The sequence below is a fragment of the Spirosoma humi genome (assembly GCF_054776575.1).
Window position 1 is genome coordinate 1 of record NZ_BAAHBR010000001.1, and the last position, 26567, is coordinate 26567.

Annotated in this window: 11 protein-coding genes, 1 tRNA gene and 1 pseudogene; 6 read left to right on the forward strand and 7 right to left on the reverse strand. The window is 49.2% G+C overall.

Annotated elements, in window-relative coordinates; translation table 11 throughout:
• The 6 genes and pseudogenes from ACYU8Y_RS00005 to ACYU8Y_RS00030 form a co-directional block, all read left to right on the forward strand.
• A pseudogene (locus tag ACYU8Y_RS00005) lies at positions 1-3717 on the forward strand (hypothetical protein); the annotation flags it as partial.
• A gap of 74 nt (positions 3718-3791) precedes the next feature.
• The gene (locus ACYU8Y_RS00010) at positions 3792-12500 is read left to right on the forward strand and encodes a T9SS type B sorting domain-containing protein (protein WP_460932903.1); all 8709 of its coding nucleotides are present in this window, start codon (positions 3792-3794) and stop codon (positions 12498-12500) included.
• 5 nt (positions 12501-12505) lie between these two features.
• Positions 12506-13486, forward strand: coding sequence for a PorP/SprF family type IX secretion system membrane protein (locus ACYU8Y_RS00015; protein ID WP_460932905.1), 981 nt, complete (start codon positions 12506-12508; stop codon positions 13484-13486).
• A gap of 459 nt (positions 13487-13945) precedes the next feature.
• On the forward strand, positions 13946-14872 hold the full coding sequence (locus ACYU8Y_RS00020) for an OmpA family protein (RefSeq protein WP_460932907.1): 927 nt from the start codon (positions 13946-13948) through the stop codon (positions 14870-14872).
• Positions 14873-14905: 33 nt separating this feature from the next.
• Positions 14906-15415 carry a hypothetical protein gene (locus tag ACYU8Y_RS00025; protein ID WP_460932909.1) on the forward strand — a complete coding sequence of 170 codons (510 nt, stop codon included), beginning with the start codon at positions 14906-14908 and terminating at the stop codon, positions 15413-15415.
• 1025 nt (positions 15416-16440) lie between these two features.
• The gene (locus tag ACYU8Y_RS00030; RefSeq protein ID WP_460932911.1) at positions 16441-17325 is read left to right on the forward strand and encodes a hypothetical protein; all 885 of its coding nucleotides are present in this window, start codon (positions 16441-16443) and stop codon (positions 17323-17325) included.
• Between the two features lie 108 nt (positions 17326-17433).
• On the opposite strand, the gene ACYU8Y_RS00035 is transcribed toward ACYU8Y_RS00030, so the two are convergent.
• The 7 genes from ACYU8Y_RS00035 to rpoN all read right to left on the reverse strand — a co-directional run bounded on the left by ACYU8Y_RS00035 (position 17434) and on the right by rpoN (position 26491).
• Positions 17434-20625 (reverse strand): ligand-binding sensor domain-containing protein, encoded by a 3192-nt coding sequence (locus ACYU8Y_RS00035; RefSeq protein WP_460932913.1) that lies wholly within the window; start codon positions 20623-20625, stop codon positions 17434-17436.
• Positions 20626-21145: 520 nt separating this feature from the next.
• Positions 21146-22066, reverse strand: coding sequence for a helix-turn-helix domain-containing protein (locus tag ACYU8Y_RS00040; protein ID WP_460932915.1), 921 nt, complete (start codon positions 22064-22066; stop codon positions 21146-21148).
• Between the two features lie 91 nt (positions 22067-22157).
• A complete protein-coding gene (locus ACYU8Y_RS00045; protein ID WP_460932917.1) occupies positions 22158-23039 on the reverse strand; it encodes an SDR family NAD(P)-dependent oxidoreductase in 882 nt (293 codons plus the stop codon).
• A 213-nt stretch (positions 23040-23252) separates the two neighbouring features.
• Positions 23253-23326, reverse strand: a tRNA-Arg gene (locus ACYU8Y_RS00050).
• A gap of 129 nt (positions 23327-23455) precedes the next feature.
• Positions 23456-24253: an enoyl-CoA hydratase/isomerase family protein gene (locus tag ACYU8Y_RS00055; RefSeq protein WP_460932919.1), complete on the reverse strand. Its 798-nt coding sequence runs from the start codon at positions 24251-24253 to the stop codon at positions 23456-23458.
• Positions 24254-24296: 43 nt separating this feature from the next.
• Positions 24297-24935, reverse strand: coding sequence for a hypothetical protein (locus tag ACYU8Y_RS00060; protein ID WP_460932921.1), 639 nt, complete (start codon positions 24933-24935; stop codon positions 24297-24299).
• 110 nt (positions 24936-25045) lie between these two features.
• Positions 25046-26491 (reverse strand): RNA polymerase factor sigma-54, encoded by a 1446-nt coding sequence (gene rpoN, locus ACYU8Y_RS00065; protein ID WP_460932923.1) that lies wholly within the window; start codon positions 26489-26491, stop codon positions 25046-25048.
• Positions 26492-26567: the final 76 nt, after the last annotated feature.

Genomic DNA, 26567 nt, shown 5'->3' on the forward strand with positions numbered 1-26567 from the left:
ACGAATGTGAATCCGTGCCAGGCTGTCAATCCGCTGGTGAGCGGGGTAACTTCTTGTGACAACAACGGCAGCACGTATAGCGTGGTGCTGAGCATCCCGTCGGGCGTCAGTGTGACGGCCAGTGCGGGCGTGCTCACGGGCAATGTGCTGAGTGGCATTAGTTTAGGTGCTTCGGTGACGCTGACGGCGGTCAACAGCTGCTCGCTGACCCAGGTCCTTGCCTTGACCAGTCCGGTGTGTCCACCGGTGTGTCAGAATCCGGTGCTGACGGTGACGGGTCCGGTGTGTGATCCGGTGACGGGGCTCAGCACGCTGAGCTACGCGGTCAGCGCGGGAGCCAGTGTGACAGCCAACGTGGGCACCGTAAACGCTTTATTAAATACGATTACGGGTATCCCGGCCAACACGGCTGTGGTGATCAGTGCCAGCGTGGCGGGGGGCTGTGTGAGCAGCCGCACGGTGGTGACGCCGGTCTTGTGCACGACCTGCTCGCAGCCGATCGCTCTACAGACGGGCAACGCCATCTGCGTGGATGGGGTGAGCTTTGTGGCCTCGGTGACGGCCAGCCCGGGGGCGACGGTCGTGGCCTTCGGCGGCACACTGGTGGGCAACCAGGTGACGGGCACGGTGGGCAGCAGTGTGACGGTGGTGGCCAGCCTGGCGGGCTGCGCCTCCCAGACCCAGGTGATCGGCAGTCCGGCCTCGTGTACGACTGTAGATCCGTGCCAGGCCGTCAATCCGCTGGTGAGCGGGGTAACTTCGTGTGACAACAACGGCAGCACGTATAGTGTGGTGCTGAGCATCCCGTCGGGTGTCACGGTGACGGCCAGTGCGGGAGTGCTCACGGGCAATGTGCTGAGTGGCATTAGTTTAGGCACTTCGGTGACCTTGACGGCGGTCAACAGCTGCTCGCTCAGTCAGGTCCTTGCCTTGACCAGTCCGGTGTGTCCACCGGTGTGTCAGAATCCGGTGCTGACGGTGACGGGTCCGGTGTGTGATCCGGTGACGGGCCTCAGCTCGGTGAGCTTTGTGGCCAGTGCGGGAGCCAGTGTGACAGCCAACGTGGGCGTGGTGAACGCGCTCTTAAATACGATAACGAATATTCCAGCGGGTAGCCAGGTGGTGGTGAGTGCCAGCGTGGCGGGGGGCTGTGTGAGCAGCCGCACGGTGGTGACCCCAGCCTTGTGTACGAGCTGTTCGGTGGCCATCAACCTCTCGACGGGCAACGCGGTGTGTCTCAATGGGGTGACCTATGTAGCCTCAGTGACGGCTAGTGCAGGGGCCACCTTGACGGTGGCGGGCGGTACGTGGCTGCCCATCCTGGGGGTAGTCACCGGTACGGTCGGCACCAACATCACGGTGGTGGCCAGCCTGGCGGGCTGTGCCTCCCAGACCCAGGTGATCGGTAGCCCACTGAGCTGTACGCCGACTTGTCCAGCCAGTCCGCTGATGAGCCTGAGTGGCCCCTTCTGTGACGGGAACAGCTCGACCTACTCGATCCACTTTACCGCTCCGGGTGGGGTGAGTGTAACAGCCAGCAGCGGAGTGGTCAACAATGGGGTAGTGAGTGGCATCAGTGTGGGCAGTTCGGTGACCCTGACGGCAGTGAGCAGCAGTTGCTCCTTGACGCAGGTGGTGGCCGTGAGTCCGCCAAGCTGCCCGGTACTGTGTCCGACTCCGATCGGCTTCAACCTGGTGGTGACGGCGGCCCAGTGTGGCTCGGCCACGGGTCAGATCACGGCCACGCCAGCCAGCGGCCTGGCTCCCTACAGCTACCTGTGGAGCAATGGCCAGAGCGGTCAGACCATCAGCGGCCTTGCCGCCGGGGTGTACTCGGTGACCATCACCGACGCCAACGGCTGCACGGGGGTGAGCGGCTCGATCAACCTGCCGGGTTCACAAGCCCCGGTGGTAAGTTTGGTGAGTGTCTCGCCCGCGGCCTGCGGTCAGGCGACGGGGGCCATCAGTGTGAGTGCCAGCGGGGGCCTGCCGCCGTATGCTTACCAGTGGAGCAACGGGCTGAGTGGCAGCTCGGTGAGCGGCCTGTCAGCGGGTGTGTACACGGTGAGCGTGTCGGATGGCAGGGGCTGTGCCAGCACCTTGAGTGTGAGCGTGCCGGGCAGCAGCAACCTGAGTCTGGTGACCAGCAGCGCCCCGGCGGCCTGCGGTCAGGCTAGCGGCAGTGCGAGTGTGGTGGTGAGTGGAGGCACGGCGCCTTATAGCTATAGCTGGAGCACCGGGGCCAGCACGGCCAGCGTGAGTGGTCTGGTATCGGGAGCTTATTCGGTGACGGTGAGTGACGCGGGGGGCTGTGTGAGCACGACCGTGGTGAATGTCAACTCGGTGAGTGGTCCGGTGCTGACGCTGAGTCACGTGGATGCGTCTTGTAATGCGACGGCCAGCGGCAGTGCGAGTGTGGTGGTGAGCGGGGGCAGTAGTCCGTACAGTTACTTCTGGAGCACCGGTGCCAGTGGCAGCAGTGTGAGTGGTCTGGTTGCGGGGGTGTACTCGGTGACGGTGGTGGATGGCAACGGATGCCGGGCCAGTGGTCAGGTGACGATCGGTCAGCCCGCAATGATTGTGGCAGTATATAGTCCATCTCGGATTGTCTGCCCCTCAACGGTAGCGAACATTATACAGTTGAGCATCAGCGGGGGCACGGCTCCCTACACCTACCTGTGGAGCAACGGGGCCACCACGGCGAGTCTGTCGGGTGTCTCCTCGGGTACCTACACGGTGACCATTACCGATGCCCGGGGCTGCGTAGCCACCGGCTCGGCCGTCATCCTGCCCGTCACCTGTGCCTCCTGCCTCAACGCCTTCGTCTACCTCCAGGGAGCCCTGGTCGATGCCGATGGCATCTGGCCTGCCAACCCCCCAACGGGTGCCAACAACGAGCCCCTGATGCGGGATGAGCTGCGGGCCCAGAACCTGATTCCCCTGAGCGACCCCTACCGGACGGCGCCTTACCTGACCACTTTCTATCCGGGTGGGGCTGGCTCGATTGCCGCCCTGGACCCCTTCGCCGAGACGATTCTCAACCCGGCGGTGGCTTTGGCGTCCCGTGGGGACAGTTCGGTGGTGGACTGGGTGCTCTTGGAGTTCCGGGATCCGTCCAGTCCCTCGGTGGTCAGGTACACGCGTTCGGGTCTGGTGCTGCGCAACGGGGCGATCGTGGACATGGATGGTCGTTCGTGTCTGGACATCAGCCACGTGGCGGGTGGCACTTATCAGGTAGCGGTTCGTCACCGCAACCACCTGGGGGCGATGACTCAGTCGAGTGTGAGCCTGAACACGGGATCGGTGAACGTGTCGGTGGACTTCCGCAAGTTGACACCAGCTCAGATCTGGCATGACACAACGGATCCGCTGGCAGTGAACCTATACGGGGACAAAGAGCGTCGGGATATTTCGTGGGCGGCAGGTTACTATGCCCTGTGGGGTGGGAATGCCAACCGGGATGACAAGACGATCTACCAGGGTCAGCTCAACGATCCTCAGGAAGTATTCACGCAAGTAACAGCGGCACCAGCTAACGGTCTAAACATACCTTCTTACATCCTGCCTGGGTACTACAGCGGGGATGTGAACATGGATGGGAAGACGATCTTCCAGGGCCAGGAGAACGACTCGCATATCATATACAACATCATGATTCAACACCCAAGCAATGTCCTCAATAATCCGTCCTTCATTATCAGGCAGCAATTGCCATAAGGATAGGCAGGACTTAGATGGAGTCATGAGAATGTATAAATGAACACAACAAGTAGAAATTAAATCCGATTACCATGAAATCTGTAGAGAAAATAATGTGGTTTAGACCCTGGATTCTGCTGCTGCTGCTGCTGGGCGGAGCGGCCAGACCTTCTGTCCAGGCCCAGAATGTACCCGGCTGTGACCCCTTGGGCCGCACCCCCCTGGTCGATTTCCAGTTGACCTACGACGTGGCCGCCAATCGGTACACGGCCTGGTACGTCCCTACAGACAACAGCCTGCACCGGGCCGTCACCGGCCAGTTCACCATCATCACTCCCAACGGGTTCACCACCCCGGGGAGTGATGGTCGGGATGCCAGCTTCCAGATCACCAACATCAACGGGACCTGGGCTGACTTTGTGATCGATAATGAACAGATTGCTAATGCCAGACTGGCGGCCCTACCGGCGTTAAGCGGGGTAGCGGTCCACCAGGTGGGCATGGCCCCGGCGGGGGTGGACATCGACCCCGATGGGGCGGGTCCCCAAACCACGGCAACACCCGTTACGGCGGGTGTTGCCGTGCCCTTGTTTTCCTTTCCGGGCACGGGTTGTGCCTCGGTGGTCCGAATCCTGGTCAATGGAGAGCCCATTCAGAGTACGATACTCGCCAACTTTGGCGCTAACGTCAACAATGAAATAACGTTACAGATACCCCGGGCTGCAGGTCAGCCGGCTCTGGAACGGTACTGTAAGAATGCGACGCTCAACACGGTGACTCTGGTGTTGCCCGACATCCAGGACGACACCCAAACCCTATGCGCCACAAGCGCTACCTATTCCAATAACTACTTCACCCAGGTGCTGCGCAACTGGAACCCCGCTAACCTACCCGCTGGCACTAGTGTGGTATCCGCGGCCAACCAGCAGTGGGGCAGCTTCACGGTGAGCCCCGCATCGCTGCAGGGCAATGTGAGTTTGAATGCCAGCACGGGGGCTTACACGCTGACCTATCCAACGGTGGGGGGGGTGATCCAGCCGGGCTCGTTGACGATCTGTAACACGCTGGGGGATAACTGTAACACGGGTAGTGATGGAGCGTGTGTGGTTATCTCCTGGTCTGGTTCAGGGTCGGTGTCGATTGCGGCTAGTGGTCCGAACTGTATATCGGGGGGTGCGGCCAGTCTCACCCTGAGTGCGACGTCGGGTTTCAGCAGTTACAGCTGGGTGGGGTCAGGCTTGACTGCCAGCAGTGGCAACCCGGTGACGGCGACGCTGAGTTCGGCGGGGGTCTATGCCTACACCGTCATCGCTACTAACGGACAATCTTGTTCAGCAACAAGTACGACATCCTTTACGATTGGAGCAGGTACGACTGTCGCAAGTATTGTTCCGTCTAATCCTACTTCCTGTTCGGGAGTAGATGGTCAATTAACCTTGACAGGATTAGTTGCTAATCAAAGCTATTTGACTACTTATACAAAAAATGGAGCCAACCTTTTAACACAAACGCTAACCGCGACAGGTTCCGGTCAGCTAGTTATTTCAGGATTATCGGCTGGAATTTATTCATTTACAGTCTCGAATGGCGGATGCTCAAGTTCACCGGTTTCGGCAACATTAGTTGATCCAGGGGCACTACCGCTACCGACCATTTCAGTTGCTTCATCCAAGACGATTTGTATTGGAAATACGGTTCAGCTCACGGCCAGTGGAGTGCCCAATGCTGTATTTAACTGGACAGGTCCCAATTTGTCGCAGGCAACGGGTAGCTCAGTAACCGCAACTCCTACAAATGTGGGAGTCGTAGGCTATACCCTTACTCAAACAGTAGGTAACTGTACGTCCCCGGCAGCTAGTGTGGCATTAACAGTTGAGCAAAAACCTGTTGTAACACTAGCTAGCCCAGTGTGCAATGGAAATACCTACACCGTGAGCTTTACGGCGACTGCAGGTACTGTAAGCGCAAACGCTGGTACAGTGGCTGGTAACTTGATATCTGGTATTCCTGTTGGTACGAATCTAGTCGTGACAGCCACCAATGGCACGTGTGTGGGTCAGGGACAGGTTACTAGTCCCGCGTGTACGGATCCATGTACGAATGTAGCCATCAACCTGGGTACTCCTGTATGCGGTGCGGTTAGCGGCACATACGAAGTTTCTTATACACTACCAGTTGGTGCTACCGTAAAAGTAAATACAGGCACTGTCAGCAGTGGCCTGATTAGCGGTATTCCATCGGGTACGCCATTGAGTTTAACGGTGAGTTTGGCCGGTTGCCCTGACAAGGTGTTTACACTACCGGGCATTACCTGTCCGCCAAACCCTCAGCCTGTTCTGGATTTAACCAAGCAGGTGAGTAAGACCAACGCGCAGATCGGTGAGGTTGTTAAGTATACGATAACAATAACCAATAAAGGAACTGTTCCAGCTACGAATGTTGACGTTCAGGAAGCGATGAGTGGCGGACTAACCTTAGTTCCAGGTTCCATATCGACTACGACAGGCACCTATTCGGCGGAAAATCCAGTTAGCATATGGAAAATTCCAAGCTTATCAGCTGGTGCCGTTGCGACGCTTAGTTTCTCTGCCAGTATTACTCAAACTGGGGTAGTATACAATACAGCGGTGGTCCCAGGTGATACCGCTACCGTCTGCACGACAGTGCCTATCAAGGTTTGCAAAGGGTCACCCGTGAATGTGGTGTTGTCTGCGCCAACTGGTTATACAACTTACCAGTGGTACCGCAACGGCGTAGCCATATCTCTGGCCACAAGCCGGACCTATACAGCCTCTCAACTAGGCGAATTTACGGTCAAAGTAAACCAGGGTCAGTGTCCAAATGGCGTCTGCTGCCCAATGGTGATTCAGGAGGAGGAAAGCATAAGTTTTGCCTTGGTACCAACTACGCCAACCTGCAATGGTAACCAGCCGCTGGCTAACGGTTCACTGACAATCAATGGTCTAGGGAGTGCTCCAACATCGTTTAGCTATGCGATTACACAGGGCAACAGCTTTACCACGACCAATCCTGTTCTACTCATCGTTCCAGAAAATGGATTGATTGCCAATAACTTGGTGGGGGGGATGACGTACACCGTCCGTATTAAAAACGCAGGAGGCTGCTGGCAGGACCAGACGGTTTCTGTCAATAGTGCCAATTGTTCATGTACTGTTCCGCCACCAACGGTAGTTTGCGCCATCACTGAAATTTGCAAAGGCGGAACAACGACGATGAGTGCCAAAGGTTGCGAGGGGGGGACGATCAAGTGGTCGGATGGCAAAACAGGAGCCACGATTATGGCTACCCCAAGCGTGACGACGACCTACACCGCTAGCTGTGTGATCGGTAGTTGCACCAGTGGAAGCTCCAATACAATAACCGTAACGGTGCTTGATCCCAAAATGCCCACAATTGTAGCCAGCTCAGACAATGTTTGCCCCGGCGCGTCGGTAACACTAACGGCATCAGGTTGCTCAGGGGGCACTATTGAATGGTCGGACGGTGCCCAAACGGGGGCATCCATTGTGGTAACCCCTTACGGTAAAACGACCTATACGGCACAGTGTCGGATCGGTAACTGCCTCAGCTTACCAGCCGAGAAAATTATTAACATGGCCACCGATATGCCTGCCCCCACAATAGTGAGCAGTGCAACGGCGGTTTGTCCGGGTGGATCTGTTACGTTGACGGTTAATAACTGCGTAGGTACCCCGATCTGGACTAGTACGACGGCCACCACCAGCAGCATCGTCGTTACCCCGACTCAGGGTAATAACAGCTATTCGGTGTCCTGTAAAAATGGAGCCTGTGTAAGCAAATCATCGCCGGTCTATTCCATCAACATCGTAGCGCCGGTTATTCCTACGATTACGGCTAGTACTGATTCGATTTGTGCAAAAGGAGCGGTGACGTTGACCGCAGCTGATTGTAATGGAACGGTTGTCTGGAGTGTCGAGGGAAAAACGGGTACGAGCATCACGGTCAATCCGACCGCAACCACGAGTTATTCCGCCCGTTGTCAATACCAGGCTTGTCTGAGTGCAGCCTCGAATACCGTAACGGTAACGGTTGTAACACCAACGGCGCCTATTATTTCGGCTAGCAAAACGCTCATCTGTAGTGGAGAAAAGATAACCTTAACGGCCAGAGGTTGTGATGGCACGGTACAGTGGTATGGTATTGATCGGATCGGTGCCAGTATCGATATATATCCGACGGCGACAACCGAGTATTCGGCAAGTTGCAAGCAAGGGTCCTGTGAAAGCGACGTATCCAATAAAGTTCGTATAACCGTGAACACGTCAGCAGGAGCACCGCCGGTCGTAACCGCTTCGACGCTGACTACCTGTAGTGGTGGCCCCGTCTCCCTGACCGCAACAGGCTGTGAAGGCAGCACCGTAAAATGGTCGGATGGCCAGGAGGGATCCGTTGTTTCGGTTACCCCCACGCCGACCAACAACAGCTTCTACGCACTCTGCCAGCCTGGTACCCAGTGCGGAACAGTCCAGTCGAACGTACTGACAATAACGGTTACGGCGACACCAACGCCCACTATCGTTCGCTGCCTGTGCAGTACAGATACAATCTGCCCCGGCGAGCAGGTGAAATTCTCGGTTAAAAATTGCCAGGGAACGCCACATTGGAGCACGGGTGAAACCACAACGAGTATCGTTGTTTCGCCAACGGTGACGACGGGGTATACGGTGTATTGTCAGGATGGTATCTGCAAAAGTGTCGCGACAGAGGCCTATACCATTACGGTCATTCCGGTAGCTGCCCCAACCATTACCGCTTCGGCTACCGTTGTTGCGCCGGGTGGTACCGTTACCCTGACGGCAACGGGTTGTACGGGTACGGTTATCTGGTCGTCAAACGACATCAACGGGAATAACAAAGGGGCGTCAATCGTTGTGCGGCCAGAAGGAAAACAGACCTACTATGCCCAATGCCAATTCCGGTCCTGTCTGAGCAATACGTCCACGACCGTTATTATCAATCCAGGCGATTGCTCGGCTATGGCCGGAACACTGGTTGCGGTGAACCCAACGGTTTGTGGTGGATCAAGTACAACCGTCAGTGTAGGCGCTACCCTGAACGGAGGATTGGTCCAACCCGCCGGTTATTCTGTTCTATACATACTAGCCAACGGGGGCACCGGCGTTGTTCAGCAGACAAGCCCGACCGCCCAGTTCACCGTATCGTCGACGGCGGCAGCCTATACCATTCATACGCTGGTTTACAACGCAAATCCAACAGATGTCAACTTCCTGGATGTAGCAGCGGTGAAAAACGGAATCTCAACCGTTGCCGACATACGGCAGCTAATGGGTAGTAAATGTGCTGATCTGAGTGTGGCCGGTGCCAATGTCAATGTAAACGTAGTCTCAGCGCCAAGCTTGTCTGCCAGCGGCTCATTAACCGTTTGTCCGGGTGGTACGGTATCCCTGACGGCTACCGGTTGTGCGGGGGGGACCGTAACCTGGTCGGATGGAACACTCGGCGCGAGCTATACTAAACCCGTGTCCACCGATCAAAATTTGACGGCTACCTGCACGCTGGACGGCTGCGTAAGCGCACCATCGTCGCTCATCAGCCTGAAAATTGGCGCACCCGCTATTCCCGCTATTGCTGTCGATAAACCGGCTATTTGCACGAGCGAAACAATTTCGCTGACGGCAACCGGCTGTAGTACAGGTACCTATGTCTGGTCGGATCCGACCAGTACAACCGGTAATGTATTGACCGTTACGCCAACGACGACGACGGCCTATCGGGTGAAATGCGTTATCAACCAGTGTACCAGTGACTGGTCGGCGTCTAATACAATAACGGTGGGTGTACCCAGTGCACCGACGATTGCGATCGGCGGTACAACCGCTGCCGGCAGTACATCGGTTTGCTTCGGCACACCCGTGACGCTGGTAGCCACGGGATGCTCGCCCACAAGTAACGTGATCTGGTCGAATAATCAGACGGGCAACTCCATCGTGGTGACGCCAACTGGTTCAGCGACTTTCACGGCGCAATGCAGTAATTCGACTACGTGTAAAAGCGTCGTATCGAACCCGATTGCCATCACGGTGATACCGCAGGTACCGCAACCGACAGTAGTCGATAAAACCAACACGTGCCCATCGCTAACGGTGGATTTGGCAACGGCAGTGGCCAGTAGCCCAGCAACAATGGGTGGTGTGTTTGCGTACTACACGGACGCATCGCTGAGCACTGCAACGAAAGTTGCCAACCCTGCGGCAGTCGGTACTGGCAGCTATTATGTGGTTGAGAAAACGACCAGCGGCTGTCTGAGCCTGCCCACGACGATTCATGTACAGATCAGTACCTGTAATAACCCAACGCCGTGTGACGGACAAAATCCGGCGACGGCTAATGCGGGTGTAGATGCCAGTGTTTGTGCCACAACCCGTTATCAATTGAGCGGAACCATGGGCGGTGCGGGCAAACTAGCTCACTGGACAACCAGCGGGAGTGGGTCTTTCAACAATTCGTATGCGCTCAATGCCATCTACACCGCTAGTGTGGCCGATATTCTGTCGGGTACCGTAACCCTGACGCTATCGGTTAGCGCAACCAATGCTGACTGTCCGGTGGCTGTCGATCAGATGGTGTTAACCCTTACGGGTAGCAAGTCGATACCCACCATAACGGTTGTCGGTGGTACGAAGCTATGCTTTGGTGATTCCGTAACGCTGAAAGCACCAGCCGGTGCGGCCAGTTATTTGTGGAACACGAAGGCAACAACGCAGTCTATTGTCGTGAAAACGAGTGGCGTGTATACGGTACAGGTGCTTGATTCAAAAGGATGTGCTTCTGTGGCCTCTGACAGCGTCGTTGTTCATGTGGCCGATCCAATCCAGCCTCCGCTGGTGACCAATCTGCGGAATACCTGTCCATCTAAAATTGTCGACTTGACGAAGGCACTGTCCGTAACCACTGTTGGTAGCTCGTATGTTTATCGTATTTGCGAATGCAATACGTCCAACATTGTGATCCGTCCGGATTCGGTTTGTGAAGGTACCTATTGGGTGATTGAGAAGGATGCGTCAGGTTGTTCGAGCAAGCCGTCAAAGGTTATCGTAAAAGTCTTCGACTGTGCTGCCGATACACTGAACGCCGATGTAAGCATCACCCAGACGGCGGATAAAACGATTGTGAAGCATGGTGAAACGATAACGTACACCATCACCGTCAGTAATTCCGGGCCTCATACGGCGCATAATATTGATATCCGGAACGTACTGCCGATGGGCTTGACTCCGTCGGGTGCACCAACCTCAACCTATACACTGGCGAATGGGGTAATTACCAAACACATTGATAGCCTGAAGGTTGGTCAGTCCGTGTCTATCGTTTATGTGGCCAGCTTATCCCTGAAGGGTGAGGTGATCAATAAAGCAGAGATTACGTATCTCGACAATAAAGATACCAACCTAGCCAACAACACGGCTAGCGTAACGGTGAGGGATACCTCGTCGAGTGCTGCTTTACCCGTAGGGCTGCTAGGGGTAGCCAAATCGGTAGGAACACCTACATTGGTCGAAAAAGGGGTGTACGATATTCCCTATACCATTAAGCTGAGCAATATGGGTCTGGTAGCGCTCTCGAATGTGCAGGTGGTTGACAACCTGTCGAAAACGTTCGGCCATGGCGCATTAATCGTCAGCAATCTTGTTCCGATCACTGTTGACGCCGGACTAACCGCGAATCCGCAGTATACAGGCCAGGGATCGATCACCAACTTGCTGGTTGATTCGCTGAGCACGTTGCCAGTCGGTGCAAAACGCGATCTTTCGTTCACGGTACGGGTAAATGTGAAAAATGCCGATTCTCTGACGTTCTACAATACGGCTTTTGCAACGGCCTTGACACCCAATAAGGTTGTCGTCGCTGATACCTCTACCTCGGGAACCGATCCTGATCCGCAGAAAACGCTTGATCCTCGTGCGAGTAATGTTCCAACCCCAATATCGTTGAACAACATTTCGGATGTCTCTCATATCGGCGTGGCCATGGCTGTTGCCGATACGGTTCGGCAGACTGACGGAACCGTTGACGTTACCTACCAGGTCGTCATTCAAAACTTCGGTACGGCAACCCTGAAAGGGGTAGAGGTGAGGGATTCACTCGTAAATGTGTTCAATACGGCAAGCGGATCGAAATATTTCGTGGTGAAGGCACCCATTACGACTTCATCCGGTAGTGCCCTGAAGCTGAATAGTCAGTTTGATGGTTACACCGATCCACGACTTGTCATAGGCGACAGCACCAGTAGTTTGGCCGCCGGTAAAACGGATACCTTACAGTTTGTGATCAATGTAGGTAGCAATGGCAGTACTACTCTGTTCCTCAACTCCGTATTGGCTGAGGCTTCTGCTCCTTCCGGTAGAGTATCTGACGTTTCCACAAACGGCCTTGTCGCCGACCTGAACGGGAATGGCGATCCAACGGATGACAACGAACGCGAAGCCACTCCATTGGCGCTTCCCCCATCGTTTGAAGCAATCTTTATTCCTGAAGGTTTCTCGCCAAATGGAGACGGTGTTAATGATGTGTTTGTCATTCAGGGGATGACTAATCTGACGGTAAGCCTGGAGGTGTATAACCGTTGGGGTAGTTTGGTTTATCAAAATGAAGACTATCGCAATGATTGGGATAGTAAGCCAAACAGAGGTCTTGCCGTAGGCTCAGATGCCAATGGGCTACCCGACGGTACATACTACTATATGGTCCGTACCAGCGATGGTCGAAAGTTTGTACGCTACATGACGATTAACCGCTAATAAAAATGTCGAATCAATTTTCAACTAAAAAGTGGGCCGTCGGACTGCTGCTGATCCTAGGGATCAGCAGCAGTCAGGTGCGGGCGCAGCAGGACAAAATGTTCTCGCAGTATATGTTTAACATGATGGCACTGAATCCGGCTTATGCTGGTAGCCGAAATGTCGTAAGCATGTCTGCTTTGTACCGCAATCAATGGACGGGTATAGAGGGGGCACCGCAAACGGCCACTTTTACAATGGATATGCCCTTGAATCGAGAGCGGGTCGGTGTTGGTTTACAGCTGTACGGGGATAAATACGGGGCCATTTCAGAAGCTGGTGGCTTTGCCTCGTATGCATTCAAGATTAAGGTAGGTAACAGGTCGACACTGGCACTTGGTTTGCAGGCCGGTGCTGCCAGCTATAACGTAAATCTGGCCAATGTCAGGACAAATCCAGACGGGTCGGGGCAGCTTGATCCGGCTTTTGCCAATAATATTTCGAAGGTTTTACCAAACTTTGGAACGGGTATTTACCTGAGTAATGACCGGGCGTACATAAGCTTGTCAGTACCTCGTTTGATTAAAAATAAGCTGACCGAATACAATGTTGGAAACGTGCTTTCGACTCAGCGTCGTCATGCTTATCTAGCTGCCGGTTTTGTCGTAGGTATCAGTCCGGTAGTAAAAATGAAACCCTCTATGCTGGTGAAATATGTAGACGGCGCGCCACTAGGTTTTGATGGGAACATTAATTTTTGGTTCGCAGATCGTATTGCTATCGGCGCTTCAATCCGTCGAAACCAGTTTTCTGACTGGACTAATGTAGGAACCGACGCTGTAATCGGGTTATTAGAGGTCCAGCTAACAGATCAGTTCCGTTTTGGCTACGCCTATGACCGAACAATGAACAATCTCAAAGACATTGCCCCCAGTTCACATGAGATTATGATTCGGTATGAAATCGGTTTCGGGAAGAATCGAATACTTACACCAAGGTACTTTTAACAAAAAATACAATAGCGTTCTTCTAGTTAGCTGCGTCGTATATACATAGCCGTTATATAACGCTGTAGAAGTAATAAATAATGAGCTATTGTTTAACAAGATCAATATCTATCTATTTAAACAAGGTACGCTGACTGAATCCTGCCGCCAGATAGGCATTGGGATAAGATGAAATACGATTACTGAAAATTGAATCAACGTTTTACCTCAATTACCAAACGTTAAGTCGTATAACTGATTCACCAACGAAAGTACAGGATTGCCTAAGCTAAGCGTATAGGCAATCCTGTACTTTCGTTGAGTGACCAACACCACGCGTATACGTCGTATACGTCATTGTTGTTGGTCAATTTGTTGTTTGGGCCATTAGCCCCTCAATACTTCTCCGAAAATAATTCCAATGCAAGTTGTAAGGTGCCAACAGGCCCTTAAAAATTACATTACTTAACTTTTCATTATATGTTCACTATCAGAAATTTTTGGATTATCATTCTTGTGTGTTGGCTACTCGCTTCTACCTGGTGGCACGTTTGTAAAATTAAGGAACTATGCGCTGACGACCCAGCCCACATTAACGAAACAACCCCTACATTATCGCCCAGCCCTACAAATGTAGGATATACCATAGCTGATGGAAATAACTTTCGACTTGACCTACCAGGTAATTTTAGTTTTGCAAAATCAGGCTACGTGGTTAATACAAACTCTCTTGGAGGTTCTTTAGATTCATTAGTTAGTTACCTAATTGCTCACCCTGATCGTACTCTGGATATAACCGGATATTATTCTCCAACTGAACAGGGCACAGCCAAATATGCCGACTTAGGAGTAGCGCGCGCCGAATCTATCAGGCAGTACTTACTACAACAAGGCGTGAAGCCTACATCATTAACCACCAAAGGCCTGGAACGTGATTTGATTTTTACGGCTAAAGGAGATTCTCTTTATGGTGGACTTGATTTTTCTTTTGGAAGTAAACCTGCATCTGACACATTAAATTCTTCAGCAGAAGAACATAAATTAGCTGTATCTGAGAAATATAAATCTGTGTTCGAGCCGATCGATTTATACTTTCCATTGGGTGAGGCTACCTATATTAAAACGCCGGATACTGAGAAATTTTTTACTGGAGCGCTCACCTATCTGAAAGATCATAAGGATAAAAAACTTTTGTTAACAGGTCATAGTGATAGTTCTGGATCAAACGAAATAAATATGACACTGTCCAGGAAGCGGGCGAACGCAGTAAAAGCTAAACTTGAGAAATTAGGTATTAGTCCTACTCAATTGAGTGTTAGTGCAATGGGAGAAACGCAGCCTAAGGCGGATAACAATACAGCACTGGGCCGTAAAGCAAATCGCCGTGTAACTGTAGTAGTCGAATAAAACGTTTTAAAACAATCATAAATCCTGTTTATCATGTTTGATTTAAATCCACTTAATCAGCCTGATGCTTTAATACAGCATTGGGTAATGGGAATAATAACGTTTGTATTAGGTATCATCATTGGTTATTTAGGGCGGAAGCGACTTGTTTATCAGCTTGAGGAACGGCTGGAAAGCATTAAACGTAGCTTAACGGACTGTATTGATGAATCAAGTGTCTACGTTGAAGCCCCTCACGAAGAGGAAATTGTATTAAATCGTATACGTTCCCGAGCTAGTGAGTTAAATTTTAACCGAATTAGTTCTGCTTCGTTCGCGGAAGCCGATGACCTCAAAGTGATTGTCGGTGTCGGGCCATTTATTGAAAAGAAATTACACGCAATTGGTATCTATACATACAGGCAAATTGCAAATTTTGATCGCGCCGATATTGATCAGGTAAATGAAATTATCGAATTTTTTCCTGGTCGTATTGAGCGAGATGATTGGGTTGGGCAAGCGACCGTTTTGGCTAGAGAGAAAAAAAATAAGTCGGTTGGATAGACTATATATTTAGCTATTCATTACGGAGTAAATGTGCTGATAGTCAGGAGATAATTAACCGGTAAAACCTAATTATTATGTTTGATTTTAACCCCTTTAGTCGGCCTGTGGCCATTATTGAAATATTATTATTATTAGTAGCCGTAGCAATACTTGGCTTATATGTGGGGCGTTTTATGCTTAGTAGCCGCATTCGATCGCTTCGTTCAGATATTGATGATAATCAATTGAAATTAGAGAAGTGTAGGCAGAAAAGATAAGCCATCTGTTAACCCATAGGTACAATAACTATTGGCCTGATGAATAAATAGCCTGTATTTTCTTATACAGAAATTAGCTGCAAAGGTGAACGTTAGCCAATCATTTTTAGTACGTATTGGTACGATTATGTATTTTTCTAGTCAGTGTGTACTGACTAGAAAAATTTGTTATCTATTGGATATAAGTGGCTTATTGTTGGGGAATTTAATTTTTCATAGAACGTGTGCCGCTGTAAGAAAGCTTTGACTACAGACTTTTCATAATTTACTTCCACTGGGTAGCGCATTTACTTATTATAAGATCTTCTTTAACTGCATCAATAAGCTAATACCTTGGTCAAGGGTGTGTATTAATAGGTTTGCGTATCTAGTAATGAGTTGTAGTACTAACCAATTTGCTACTCTCTGAAGCCAAAGTTTAGCTTATATGTCAATTGGTGAGTCCAAACAAAGGTTTCATGTAATTGAATATGTAGTTCGGGTGGTATTCTTATGAGGGGTGTTGATTTGGATGGATAATTGCTACTCTTTCAACTAAATAATCTGATAATTGTAGGTAACTTATTGACAGTTTGATTGAAAACTTGAATTTACACTAGCTACATAAGTGTTAAACTGCCGTTCAACTAATTAATTATAGACACAGTTAATTAGTAATATTTTTGAGATAGATGTAAAAGTAATTACTCTAAACGGGGAAGAGTTAACTAATTTAGTATAGTGTATTAGTGATTTTACTTAACCACCAATGAGTTGTAAACTAGTATGAGAAAGGTTCAGGAAGAGATTAACGCCTATAGTCGAACTGAAAATGTATCGTCAAAAAATACAGCGCCAATCTCTTTGACAAACCTTTTTTCGATTACTACAAGGGTTGGGTCCGGAAACGGGGCCCGTTCTTCAATTAAAAAAAAAATACGAAAAACCAGTGTTGGTAGCTCGCCGAATGATCAGGCTTCTGATTTATTTTTCTGGCAGCAACTCTATGGCAATAGCCAGACGCATCGGGCGCTACATTTTTATCAATTAAGCAATCCTGCCTATCAATCTGTTTTACGTATCCAGATTGACCTATTGACCAATGTTTCTCTTCATACTAGAAAATGGCATACGATCATTCGATACTGTCTAAATTGCTGGGGGCAACTGACTTCACCCGTTATTGGTTTTTTGAACAAGGAAGGTAACCAAGTCGATTTGTTTATAATAATGGAAAAATCGCTGGAATGGGAGCAAGTTCTAGCCGGGAACAAACGTCTGCTGAATGAGATGATTTGTCTACAATTATCTTTATGGCTAGCGAATCCTGATTTTTACACCGCCACGCAAAATTACTCACCCGGATTTATTGATGCAGGTTTTAACTATCCATTTTTTGTTACAAAAGCTATTCACGATTTACTTTCTGATAGGCGGGTTGAAACGATACATCAATTAGCGGATCATTTGCAGAAGCATTATTATATAGAAACAAAATACCAAGCTATAGATTACGATTTTCACGATTTATGTTTCCGTTACGAAAATTTTTATTGGCTTGATACGCGCACATTAGGGTTGGATGCTTCTGGCATACAGGTTTGGCTTAATTTTAATCGACTATTTAAAGGTTCGTTCTGGAAATTGACGTCACTGAACTGCTACAGTTGATCAAATAGCATACTGAACCAAAGTTGGTCTATCTAATTAAGATAAGGCACGTAGAATAGATATCACCAGAAATTATTACTGCCAAACGTTATACACTCCTGGAAAGCTTCATGGTACTTGTTGCTTAAATAGCAAGTGAATACTGATCTGATCCGTTTGATCCACTATCAGTCTAATCATCAGTAAGTCGGCCACTTCCTTGGCAATCAATAAGCCGAGGCCCATGGATCGATTATTTTTTAATATGGGATCCCCATTTTCCTGTTTATCAGTGCTCGTAAGAATCTCAATAACTTCCTGTGCGATGTCGACGCCCGGATTAGATAAAACGAGCTCAACCTGCCCATCATCACAATACCGGTTATAAATTCTGATTGCTCCTTGATGAGTGTACTTCGCAGCGTTGTCTAATAAGTTGTGAACCACGATTGACAACAGTTGATAATCGGAAAAAACCTGCACGTGGGGAGACACCTCGTTGATAAATTCGCTACCGTTTTGTTCAACAACTGGTCTGAATAAAGTAAGCTTATTGTCAATAAGCATTTTAAGGTTAATTGCTTCAAAATTCATCCGTTTCCCGTAAAGCTGAATCTTTATGTAGTCAAGCAAATCTTTCAGCATCGTACTCATCTGGCCAGAAATGTCAGAAATAAGGGTTCCCAGATTTGACACATCGGTTAGCTTTCCCTTTTGAAGCAGTGCGGGAATGTTCGCCGAGGTGAACGCAATATGTCGTAAGGGACTCTGCACATCGTGGGTAATCGAAGCTAACAATCGGGACATAATATGAACCTGCTCCGCCATTTTATTCTCCGACTCTTCTAATTCCTTCAGCGTAGAGCTTAATTTCTCTGTGCGACTGGCGACCAGTTCTTCCAGTCGGGCATTTTCGCGTTTTACTTTTCTGATTCGGTGATTGCTGTAGACGTAAATGGCTACCAAAAGTAGAATGACGAATAAAGTGGTCGCCCAAATGGTTTCGTACCATAAGGGTTCGACAAGGATATAGACTTTCTTAATGGTGTATTGACTGACGCCAAACCCGTCTAGTTTCCGTACCAGTAGGGTATAATCTCCGGAATTGAGACTGGAATACTGGATGCTAAAATCTTCATTGTCCAGAGGAATCCAATCCGAGGGTTTTACGTCTGCTATTGACTTAACCAATGCGTAGGATAAATTCAGGTTATAATTTTTACCAGCATAGGCAGTGGCAAAAAACAACCGAATATTCGTTGGACTGGGGGGAAGACGGAGTGTATCTCCGGGCCGTTTTAGTGTCGAGCGGTTGAACTCGGCCCGGTCGAGAATGATGGGGTCTTTGGGGGTGTAATGATTGATATCTTTCGGATTAAACCAAACTAATCCGACCAGTGAAGGCAACGAAATATACCCGTTTGGGAGTTGGGCAGCGCAGGGTTGGCAACTTCCATTAAACTCATTTGTCTTAAACCCTTCATCCATCGTATGGTAAAAGTAGAACAGGTCCGAGACTTGCGCTGGCTGGGTTTGATGGGGTATTGCTGCTGCTTGCTGGTTGGCATAAGTCAACAGGTCCTTGATGGCCATCTGGAAGAGCCCCCGGTTTGTTGGAATCCAGAAAAAGCCACGCTGATCGTTGACAATACAATGCGGACTGGCCAGATAGGCGTCTTTATCCAGCGGAAACGTGATGACATTGCCTTGCTTATTGATGAGCATTAGCCCTTTATCTACGGCCGTCAGCCAAATTGAACTGTCATTAGAAATGTGAATACTTTTGATATAAATGTCTTTCGTCCCTTCAACTAGTGTAGCTTTTTTTGTAGAAATAGAAACTCGATACAATCCTGTTTGGGTACCCATTAGGAGCACATCATGGCTTAAGGCCTCAAGACAAGTTATATGTAAGCTCTCATCTTTTATAAAAATTTCGGGTTGTGCCCGACTATCCGTAGGGTCAATTTTAAATAATCCCAGATTGGCTGCACCGATCCAGATAGGGCCTGACTGGATTTGGCAGAGGGCTTCTATTTCATGAGTGGCTTCATTACTATTTTCAAATACCCAATGACCGATTACTTTTTCATCCGTATTATTCAAGTGAAACAGCTGACTACTACTCGTAAACCAGAGGGTCCCTTTACTGTCTCTCATCCCGACTCGCGAGTAATCTGGATTTACATTTCTGATAATGGGTATGTGTTCGTCAATAGTCCGACCAGTTACAGGGTCTTTACCAATTATCTTCCCATTAGGCGTCAGAATAGAATGGTCGTTGTAAACGAGTTGGGAGTAAAAGGCATTTTGTCGTTGGTCCCCTGGGATAGTAATTGCCTGAAACTGGTGTTTTGTCAAGATAAAAAGTCCTTCTGTGAGTGTTCCCAGGTAAACTTTCTGGCTAACCTGATCAAAATGGATCCGGATGATCCCCCGAGCTGCAAAGTCGAACCCCTCGATCAGCAATTTGGCAAATAATGTTCCATCTGATCTGGGTTCCAGTCCGTACAAGTTTTTATCTAAAGTAAGAAACGCTTGATCGGCATTGCTGCTCCAATAGAGCTGGCCTTTTTGAGAAATTTTTGAATAAGCGGCATCTTGCCGTATGTCTCCTGATAGGGAAGACGTCTTAATTTTATCTTGACTGATGGTGGTTATGTTTCCATTACCCTGGTAATAATAAAGTCGTTTTCCTAGGGTAAAATAATTCCATAAATTCGTTGCAGGGAAAGACAGTTGCGATTTCTTTTTCCAATCTGTGTAGTATCTAATCTGATCTTTTTCGCATACGTAAAAATCGTTGATCGTGCTGCCCACAAAAAGTAAGTATGGAAAGTCTGCATCCCCTATTCCCAGGATATCCGGAACAGCTTTGCCTTCAAAATACGTAGGAAACATTTTGGCATATCGCTTAGACCGGCCTTGCCTGCTTGCAGAATGACTAGAGTCCAGAACCGCTGTGCCATTTTCAATTTTCACAAGTTTTTTGCCCAGAAAGTGTGCGTAGCTGATTTGAGTACGGCCCATTCCTCTTCGTGATGTATCCCGCAGCAAATGAGTAATATGGAATACTCTATTATTGGTAACTGGTAAGTTTGAGCGATTGAAAACCTTAAAGTGATGACCATCAAATCGTACTAGTCCGTCTTCAGTAGCTAGCCACACAAAACCGTATGAATCAACGGAGATGCTTTTTATGCTATTCTGTGGCAATCCGTTTTCAGAGGTGTAGTGCTCAAGGGTATACTGGGGCTGGGCCGCGAGGTTGCCCATTAGAATGGCTAGGAAAATACTTAACAAAACTTTTTTTTTGCTCATTATAGTCTGGTGTGTTATAGGGCTTCACTATAAAGCAGACTTGATCAGCGTCAAAGTTGAAACTCTGACGCTGATCAAGTCTGCTTTATAGTGAAGCCCTAGTTGTAAAAAAATATAAAGATGCTGAATAGTAGTATGTTAGCGACTATGGTCGGGTCGCCTTATGGATCGCGAAAAGCCCAGTACAGACTTGAGGTCATATGCCCATCTAGTAAGAGTGCTAAACAGGAATTCCTACTACTATCAGCCTAAATTCATTTCGGCCCGCCAAATGTACCACTTTCAGTAATGCTTTATTAGCACTACGCTTTCCTTTTGACTGACTGACCGACAGTATATATACTCATTAATAACTAAACGGTATTATTTAAAGCTAGTATTTTAGTGCCTTTAATGAACTGAAGCTGACGGAGAGGGCATTATAGTAAAGGTCAGCTGGCTTTTTGTATAGTATAGATAGAGAGTGGTTTGTGGACAGATGCCTTATCGCTATAAATAGGAACAATGGCTAAAAATTGGTTTAATGGAACGACCGCCTGAAAGCTAAGGGCGAAAGGTTGGTTTTCGTTTTGAAGAGTTTGCTAAACGATTGCGAATGTTCAAATCCCAGCGCATAAGCTACTTCACTTACTGACAAATTGGTGGTAGACAATTTTTCTTTTGCCTTTTCAATCAGTTTATCGTGGATAAAATGCTGGGCATTTTGTCCAATCAATGACCGCAACATATCACTTAAATAACTGGGCGACAGGTTTACATGTTCGGCAAGATAACCGACAGTCGGCAATCCCCGGTTTAGCGGGGCCGCCTGGTTGAAATAAGCATCCAATAACTCTTCAAGCTTCTGTAACAGATTGTTATTTAGCGCTTTACGGGTAATGAACTGACGTTTATAAAAACGATTTGCATAATTCAACAACAACTCTAATTGAGAAATAACGACATCCTGGCTAAAGTCATCGATCCGACTAGACAGTTCTTTTTCGATCATTTTAAAGATCTCAAAAATCGTTGTTTTTTCATCTTCCGAAAGATGCAACGTTTCATTGGTCGAATACGAGAAAAAGCCATACTGTTTAATCGTTTTGGCGAGTGGATACCCCAAAAAGAAATCCGGATGAATCAACAATGTAAATTCAGAACACGCGCTGATATCGTTGTCATTGCTCCCAATGAGCTGGCCTGGAGAAGCGAACAGCAAACCACCCTCATCAAAATCATAATAACTCTGGCCGTACTTCAGTTTGCCGTTCAATTTTGGTTTGTAAGCTATCTTATAAAAGCCCAGCACGTGATAATGAGGAATGTTTGACCCGTCAAGTTGTGTATAAGCCCCGTTGATCAAACTCACCAGCGGGTGCTGCGGCTTGAGTAGGCCAAAGGCCCGGTGCGCATCAGATAGCGATTCAATTCTTTGGGGACTTTTTTCTTCTTTGTTCATCGCTGAGTACATAAAAAATGATTACCGATAGTTGAGCAGCTATCGGTAATCATGACTACTATAGTAAGCGATATCTCTGGTTGTGAGTTCCTTAGTTGACTTTACCCTGAGCGGAGTTAGAAACGTTTTCCCACGCTTCCCAGGTGGCTAACCGCTCGACATAAGCCGTACGTACCCAGGGCAAACAATGGCTACCCAGGAACAATCGCAATGGTGGTTGGTCTGCATCAACAACCTGAAAGATGGCCTCGGGCGTTGCAGTAGGATCGCCTTGTTCCATATCCGCCAAACCACCGAAGAACGCCTGCTTAAACGCTGCATAGATATCGAGACCCTGGGCAAACTTCAGAGATTCCTGAGAACCAAATTCGGTGGCATAGGCACCTGGTTCAATAATGGTTACGTTGATGCCAAACGGTTTAACCTCCACTGCCAGACTTTCGTGGATGGCTTCGAATGCCCATTTTGACGAACAGTAGTAACCAATCACTGGTAAGGTTACATGACCCAGATTGCTCGATGTGCCAAGGATATGACCGCTCCCCTGCTTTCTTAACAAGGGCAAGGCCGCCTGAATAACGGAAACTGGACCAATAACATTGGTTTCGTACTGGGCACGAATATTTTCCGCGCTGGCTTCTTCAATAGTGCCAACCAGTGAATAGCCGGCATTATTAAACACAATGTCAAGCCTGCCGAAATGAGCGTATGCTTGCTCTACGGCTATTTTTGCCTGCCCAGGGCGTGTCACGTCGAGTTCTAATGTGAGCACATTGTCGCCATACGTTTCGTTCAGATCAGCAATGCTTTCTACTTGGCGTGCCGTAGCCGCCACCTTATCGCCACGTTTGAGGGCGGCCTCGGCCCAAACACGGCCAAAACCGCGGGAAGCACCCGTGATAAACCAGACTTTAGCCGACGTTACAGGAGTTGACACCGGTTGAGCGGTTGCCTTTTCATTTTGACGTACCATGATGTATATATCAATAATTAATGATACGACAAAGGTCAGGTTGTACGATTCGGTTTCTGTAGTCTAATTGAGGGGATTTGTAGTCGAAATGAGAAAGCGATCGCAAGTCAAAAAGCGCAACCTATCGGAAGTACATCGATAAACACGGTTGCAAATGCGTATGCAAAAAAATAGCCATTCACAAGTTTGAACTCGTAAACGGCTGATTTTCAGTGCACTCGTAGGGATTCGAACCCCAAACCTCCTGATCCGTAGTCAGGTGCTCTATCCAATTGAGCTACGAATGCGATTTACATTTTTTGCGGAGTGCTCTGTCTAATTGATGTCAAGCGCGACCCCGGTACGAATGCATTGCTGTGAAGCATTTCCCGTTGATTGGGAGTGCAAAAGTAGGGAGGAAAAAGACATTTGTCAACTCATTTTCCGGAAAAATTTGCTTTCCGCTTCATCAGGAAGGCGCTGATGCCTTCTGCTGCGTCGGCTGAACGACCTAGTTTATCCTGACTGTCAGCCTCTTGTTCAAGCTGGTAGGCCAGATCCGAGTACAGCGATTGATTCAATACTTTTTTCATCAGACCAATAGCGAGGGTAGGCGCGGAGGCATAATACGCTACAACTGCATCCACAGCCGCATCCAATTCCGTCATGGCTACCGAGCGGCTTACCAGGCCAAGTTGAGCCGCTTCGGGACCGTATATACGCCGGCCAGTGCTACATAGCTCAAATGCGCGTTGCGGGCCAATGAGTCGGGGTAAAAAAAACGTCGAGCCCGCATCAGGCATTAGACCGATGTTGACGAATATCTGGCTGAAATAGGCATCGTCGGCGCAAATAACCACGTCGCAGGCCAGCGCCAGTGAACAACCGGCCCCGGCTGCTACGCCGTTGATGCGGCCGATAACCGGTTTAGCTATGTTTCGGATCGCCTGAATCATGGGGTGGTAGGTGGTCCGGAGCGCGTCGCCCAGCGTAAGCTGACCACCTGACGAAGCCGCACTCGTTACGCCTTCTTTCAGATCTGCACCCGACGAGAACGCTTTGTCGCCCGCGCCGGTAAGCACAATGACCCGGACCTGCTCATCGGCACCAGCGGCTTCGATGGCGGCCGTAATGTCGCGGATCAGGCCCGGGCTGAGGGCGTTGTATACCTGAGGTCGGTTGAGGGTAATCCGACAAACAGGACCACTGATGTTGTAAAGAAGGTTATCGTACATAGCAAAAGGGCGTAAAGGAAATTTCAGGCAGTCGAGTAGGAGGTTAAATAAACCAGTACACCGTGAGCAGGCTAACCAGCAGGCCAAGCGTCAGTCCGGCACTGACCTGGGCGGGTGTGTGGGCATTGAGCTTGAGTCGGGCGCTCGCCACAAAACCCGACAGCATTACCAGCAACAACAAAGGGATGAATAGGTCGGTTAGCCCGAACTTGAGCATAAGGCTACTGATAATGCCCACGACTCCTCCAAGGCCCACGCCATGTGCGCTGATTTGCCAGGATAAGCTGATGAGGCCCACAAGCAGAATTGAGACGCCAATGCTGCCGATAATGGTGCCGATTTCGGGCGCCAGCGTCGATAGCATCTGCATCTGAAAGGTGAACAGGTAGGCCGTAATCAGGTAAACCAACGCCGTCAGGAAATAGGGTAATCGACGATCGGCCAGCGTGTTCAGATACAGACTTTTAACGTATCCGCTGCGGTAGAGGTAGTAAATGAGCAGGGATGGGACCATGAAGGTACCGACAAAAATGAGAACCAGTATGCTCAGCCTCAGCGAGGGAGCAAAGACATCCAGTCCCAATACCGTGGGTACGCGAAACAGCAACAGGCCAAATAAAAATGTCGGCATCAGCAACGGATGAAGAACCGCCGACAGGAAGTGGGCAAAACGGGAGGTCAAAGGAAAATACGAATTATAAATGATGAACGATCAACAATTCATGAAACCGGTGTTGACCTACTTCACAAAGTTAATAACTCAGGGCATTCATCATTTATAATTCATTCGTCTTACAATTGCTTCCTGAGCCTTGCCACCGGAATGTTCAGTTGTTCGCGGTATTTGGCAACGGTTCGGCGGGCAATGTTGTAACCACGGTCGTTCAGTATTTTTTCCAGTTTATCGTCTGAGAGCGGGTGAAGCTTGGGCTCCGCATCGATCAGGTCTTTCAAAATATTCTTCACTTCCCGGCTGCTGACGTCCTCGCCCGTATCGGTCGAAATGCCTTCGGAGAAGAAATATTTAAGCGGGTAAATACCAAATTCGGTTTGAACGGCTTTGCTGTTGGCCACCCGCGATACCGTCGACACGTCCATGTCGATCAGGGTGGCAATGTCTTTCAGAATCATGGGCCGCAGCCGGGACTCATCACCCGTCAGAAAAAAATCATACTGGTAACGCACAATGGCGTTCATGGTCTTAAGCAGTGTTTGCTGGCGTTGCTTGATGGCGTCGATAAACCATTTGGCCGCATCCAGTTTCTGCTTCACGAACGAAACCGTTTCTTTCAGGTTTTTATTTTGTTTTTTGCTCTTGTCGTAGGTGTCGAGCATATCGGCAAAAGAGCGGCTGATCCGCAACTCGGGTGCGTTCTTGGAGTTCAGCGTCAATTCCAGTTTGCCGTTGTTATTGGTGAGCAGGAAATCAGGAATCAGGTATTGAATATTGCCCGATTCGCCTTCCATGGAGCCTGGCTTGGGATTTAGCCGGATAATAATGTCGATTACCCGTTTGAGCGATTCGTCGCTGATGTTAAGCCGACGCTGGATTTTATCGTAGTGCTTTTTGGAGAACTCGTCAAAAAACTCATCGATGATTCGAATCGCCAGCACCGTATAAGGGTCCGACTGGTCTTTGCGTCGAAGTTGCAGCAGCAGGCATTCGGGGAGTGACCGGGCACCAATGCCTGCCGGATCGAACGACTGAATCTTTTGCAGTACTTCTTCTACTTCCTCTGCATCGGTAAATACGTTCTGGGAGAAGGCCAGATCGTTGACGATGGCCTGAATGGAGCGCCGAATGTAGCCGTCGGATTCAATACTGCCGATGAGTTGTAAACCAACAATGCGTTGTTCCTCTGTGAGTTGCAAATAGCCGAACTGTTGAAGCAGCGAATCCGTCAGGCTGGAGCTGGTCGCCAGTGGCATATCGCGCTCTTCCTCGCCATAATTACCATCGCCCTGCATTTTATATCCGGCATAATCTTCATCCTGAATATAACTATCTATATCAAGATCATTATCACGGTCTTTGTAGTCATCGGTTTCATCGTATGAATCATCTTCCTTCTGGTCATACTCGTCGTCCATGCCTTCTTCCAGAGCGGGATTTATTTCCAGCTCCTCCTCAATGCGGGTGTCCAGTTCAACTGTTGGTATTTGTAACAGCTTAATGAACTGAATCTGCTGCGGAGACAGCTTCTGCTGGAGAGATTGTGAAAGACTTAATTTTTGCATGGTGGTACTATGTGCTGGATATTACCTTGTTACGTTGAGTGAGTGAGAACCCGGCAAAAGTGCCCCTCACAATTAT

Excerpts from the sequence above, each read along its gene's own strand:
- rpoN (WP_460932923.1), bottom strand. The coding sequence starts at position 26,491 with ATGCAAAAATTAAGTCTTTCACAATCTCTCCAGCAGAAGCTGTCTCCG.
- ACYU8Y_RS00025 (WP_460932909.1), top strand. The coding sequence starts at position 14,906 with ATGTTTGATTTAAATCCACTTAATCAGCCTGATGCTTTAATACAGCAT.
- ACYU8Y_RS00020 (WP_460932907.1), top strand. The coding sequence starts at position 13,946 with ATGTTCACTATCAGAAATTTTTGGATTATCATTCTTGTGTGTTGGCTA.
- ACYU8Y_RS00035 (WP_460932913.1), bottom strand. The coding sequence starts at position 20,625 with ATGAGCAAAAAAAAAGTTTTGTTAAGTATTTTCCTAGCCATTCTAATG.
- ACYU8Y_RS00030 (WP_460932911.1), top strand. The coding sequence starts at position 16,441 with ATGAGAAAGGTTCAGGAAGAGATTAACGCCTATAGTCGAACTGAAAAT.
- ACYU8Y_RS00055 (WP_460932919.1), bottom strand. The coding sequence starts at position 24,253 with ATGTACGATAACCTTCTTTACAACATCAGTGGTCCTGTTTGTCGGATT.
- ACYU8Y_RS00045 (WP_460932917.1), bottom strand. The coding sequence starts at position 23,039 with ATGGTACGTCAAAATGAAAAGGCAACCGCTCAACCGGTGTCAACTCCT.
- ACYU8Y_RS00040 (WP_460932915.1), bottom strand. The coding sequence starts at position 22,066 with ATGAACAAAGAAGAAAAAAGTCCCCAAAGAATTGAATCGCTATCTGAT.
- ACYU8Y_RS00015 (WP_460932905.1), top strand. The coding sequence starts at position 12,506 with ATGTCGAATCAATTTTCAACTAAAAAGTGGGCCGTCGGACTGCTGCTG.
- ACYU8Y_RS00010 (WP_460932903.1), top strand. The coding sequence starts at position 3,792 with ATGAAATCTGTAGAGAAAATAATGTGGTTTAGACCCTGGATTCTGCTG.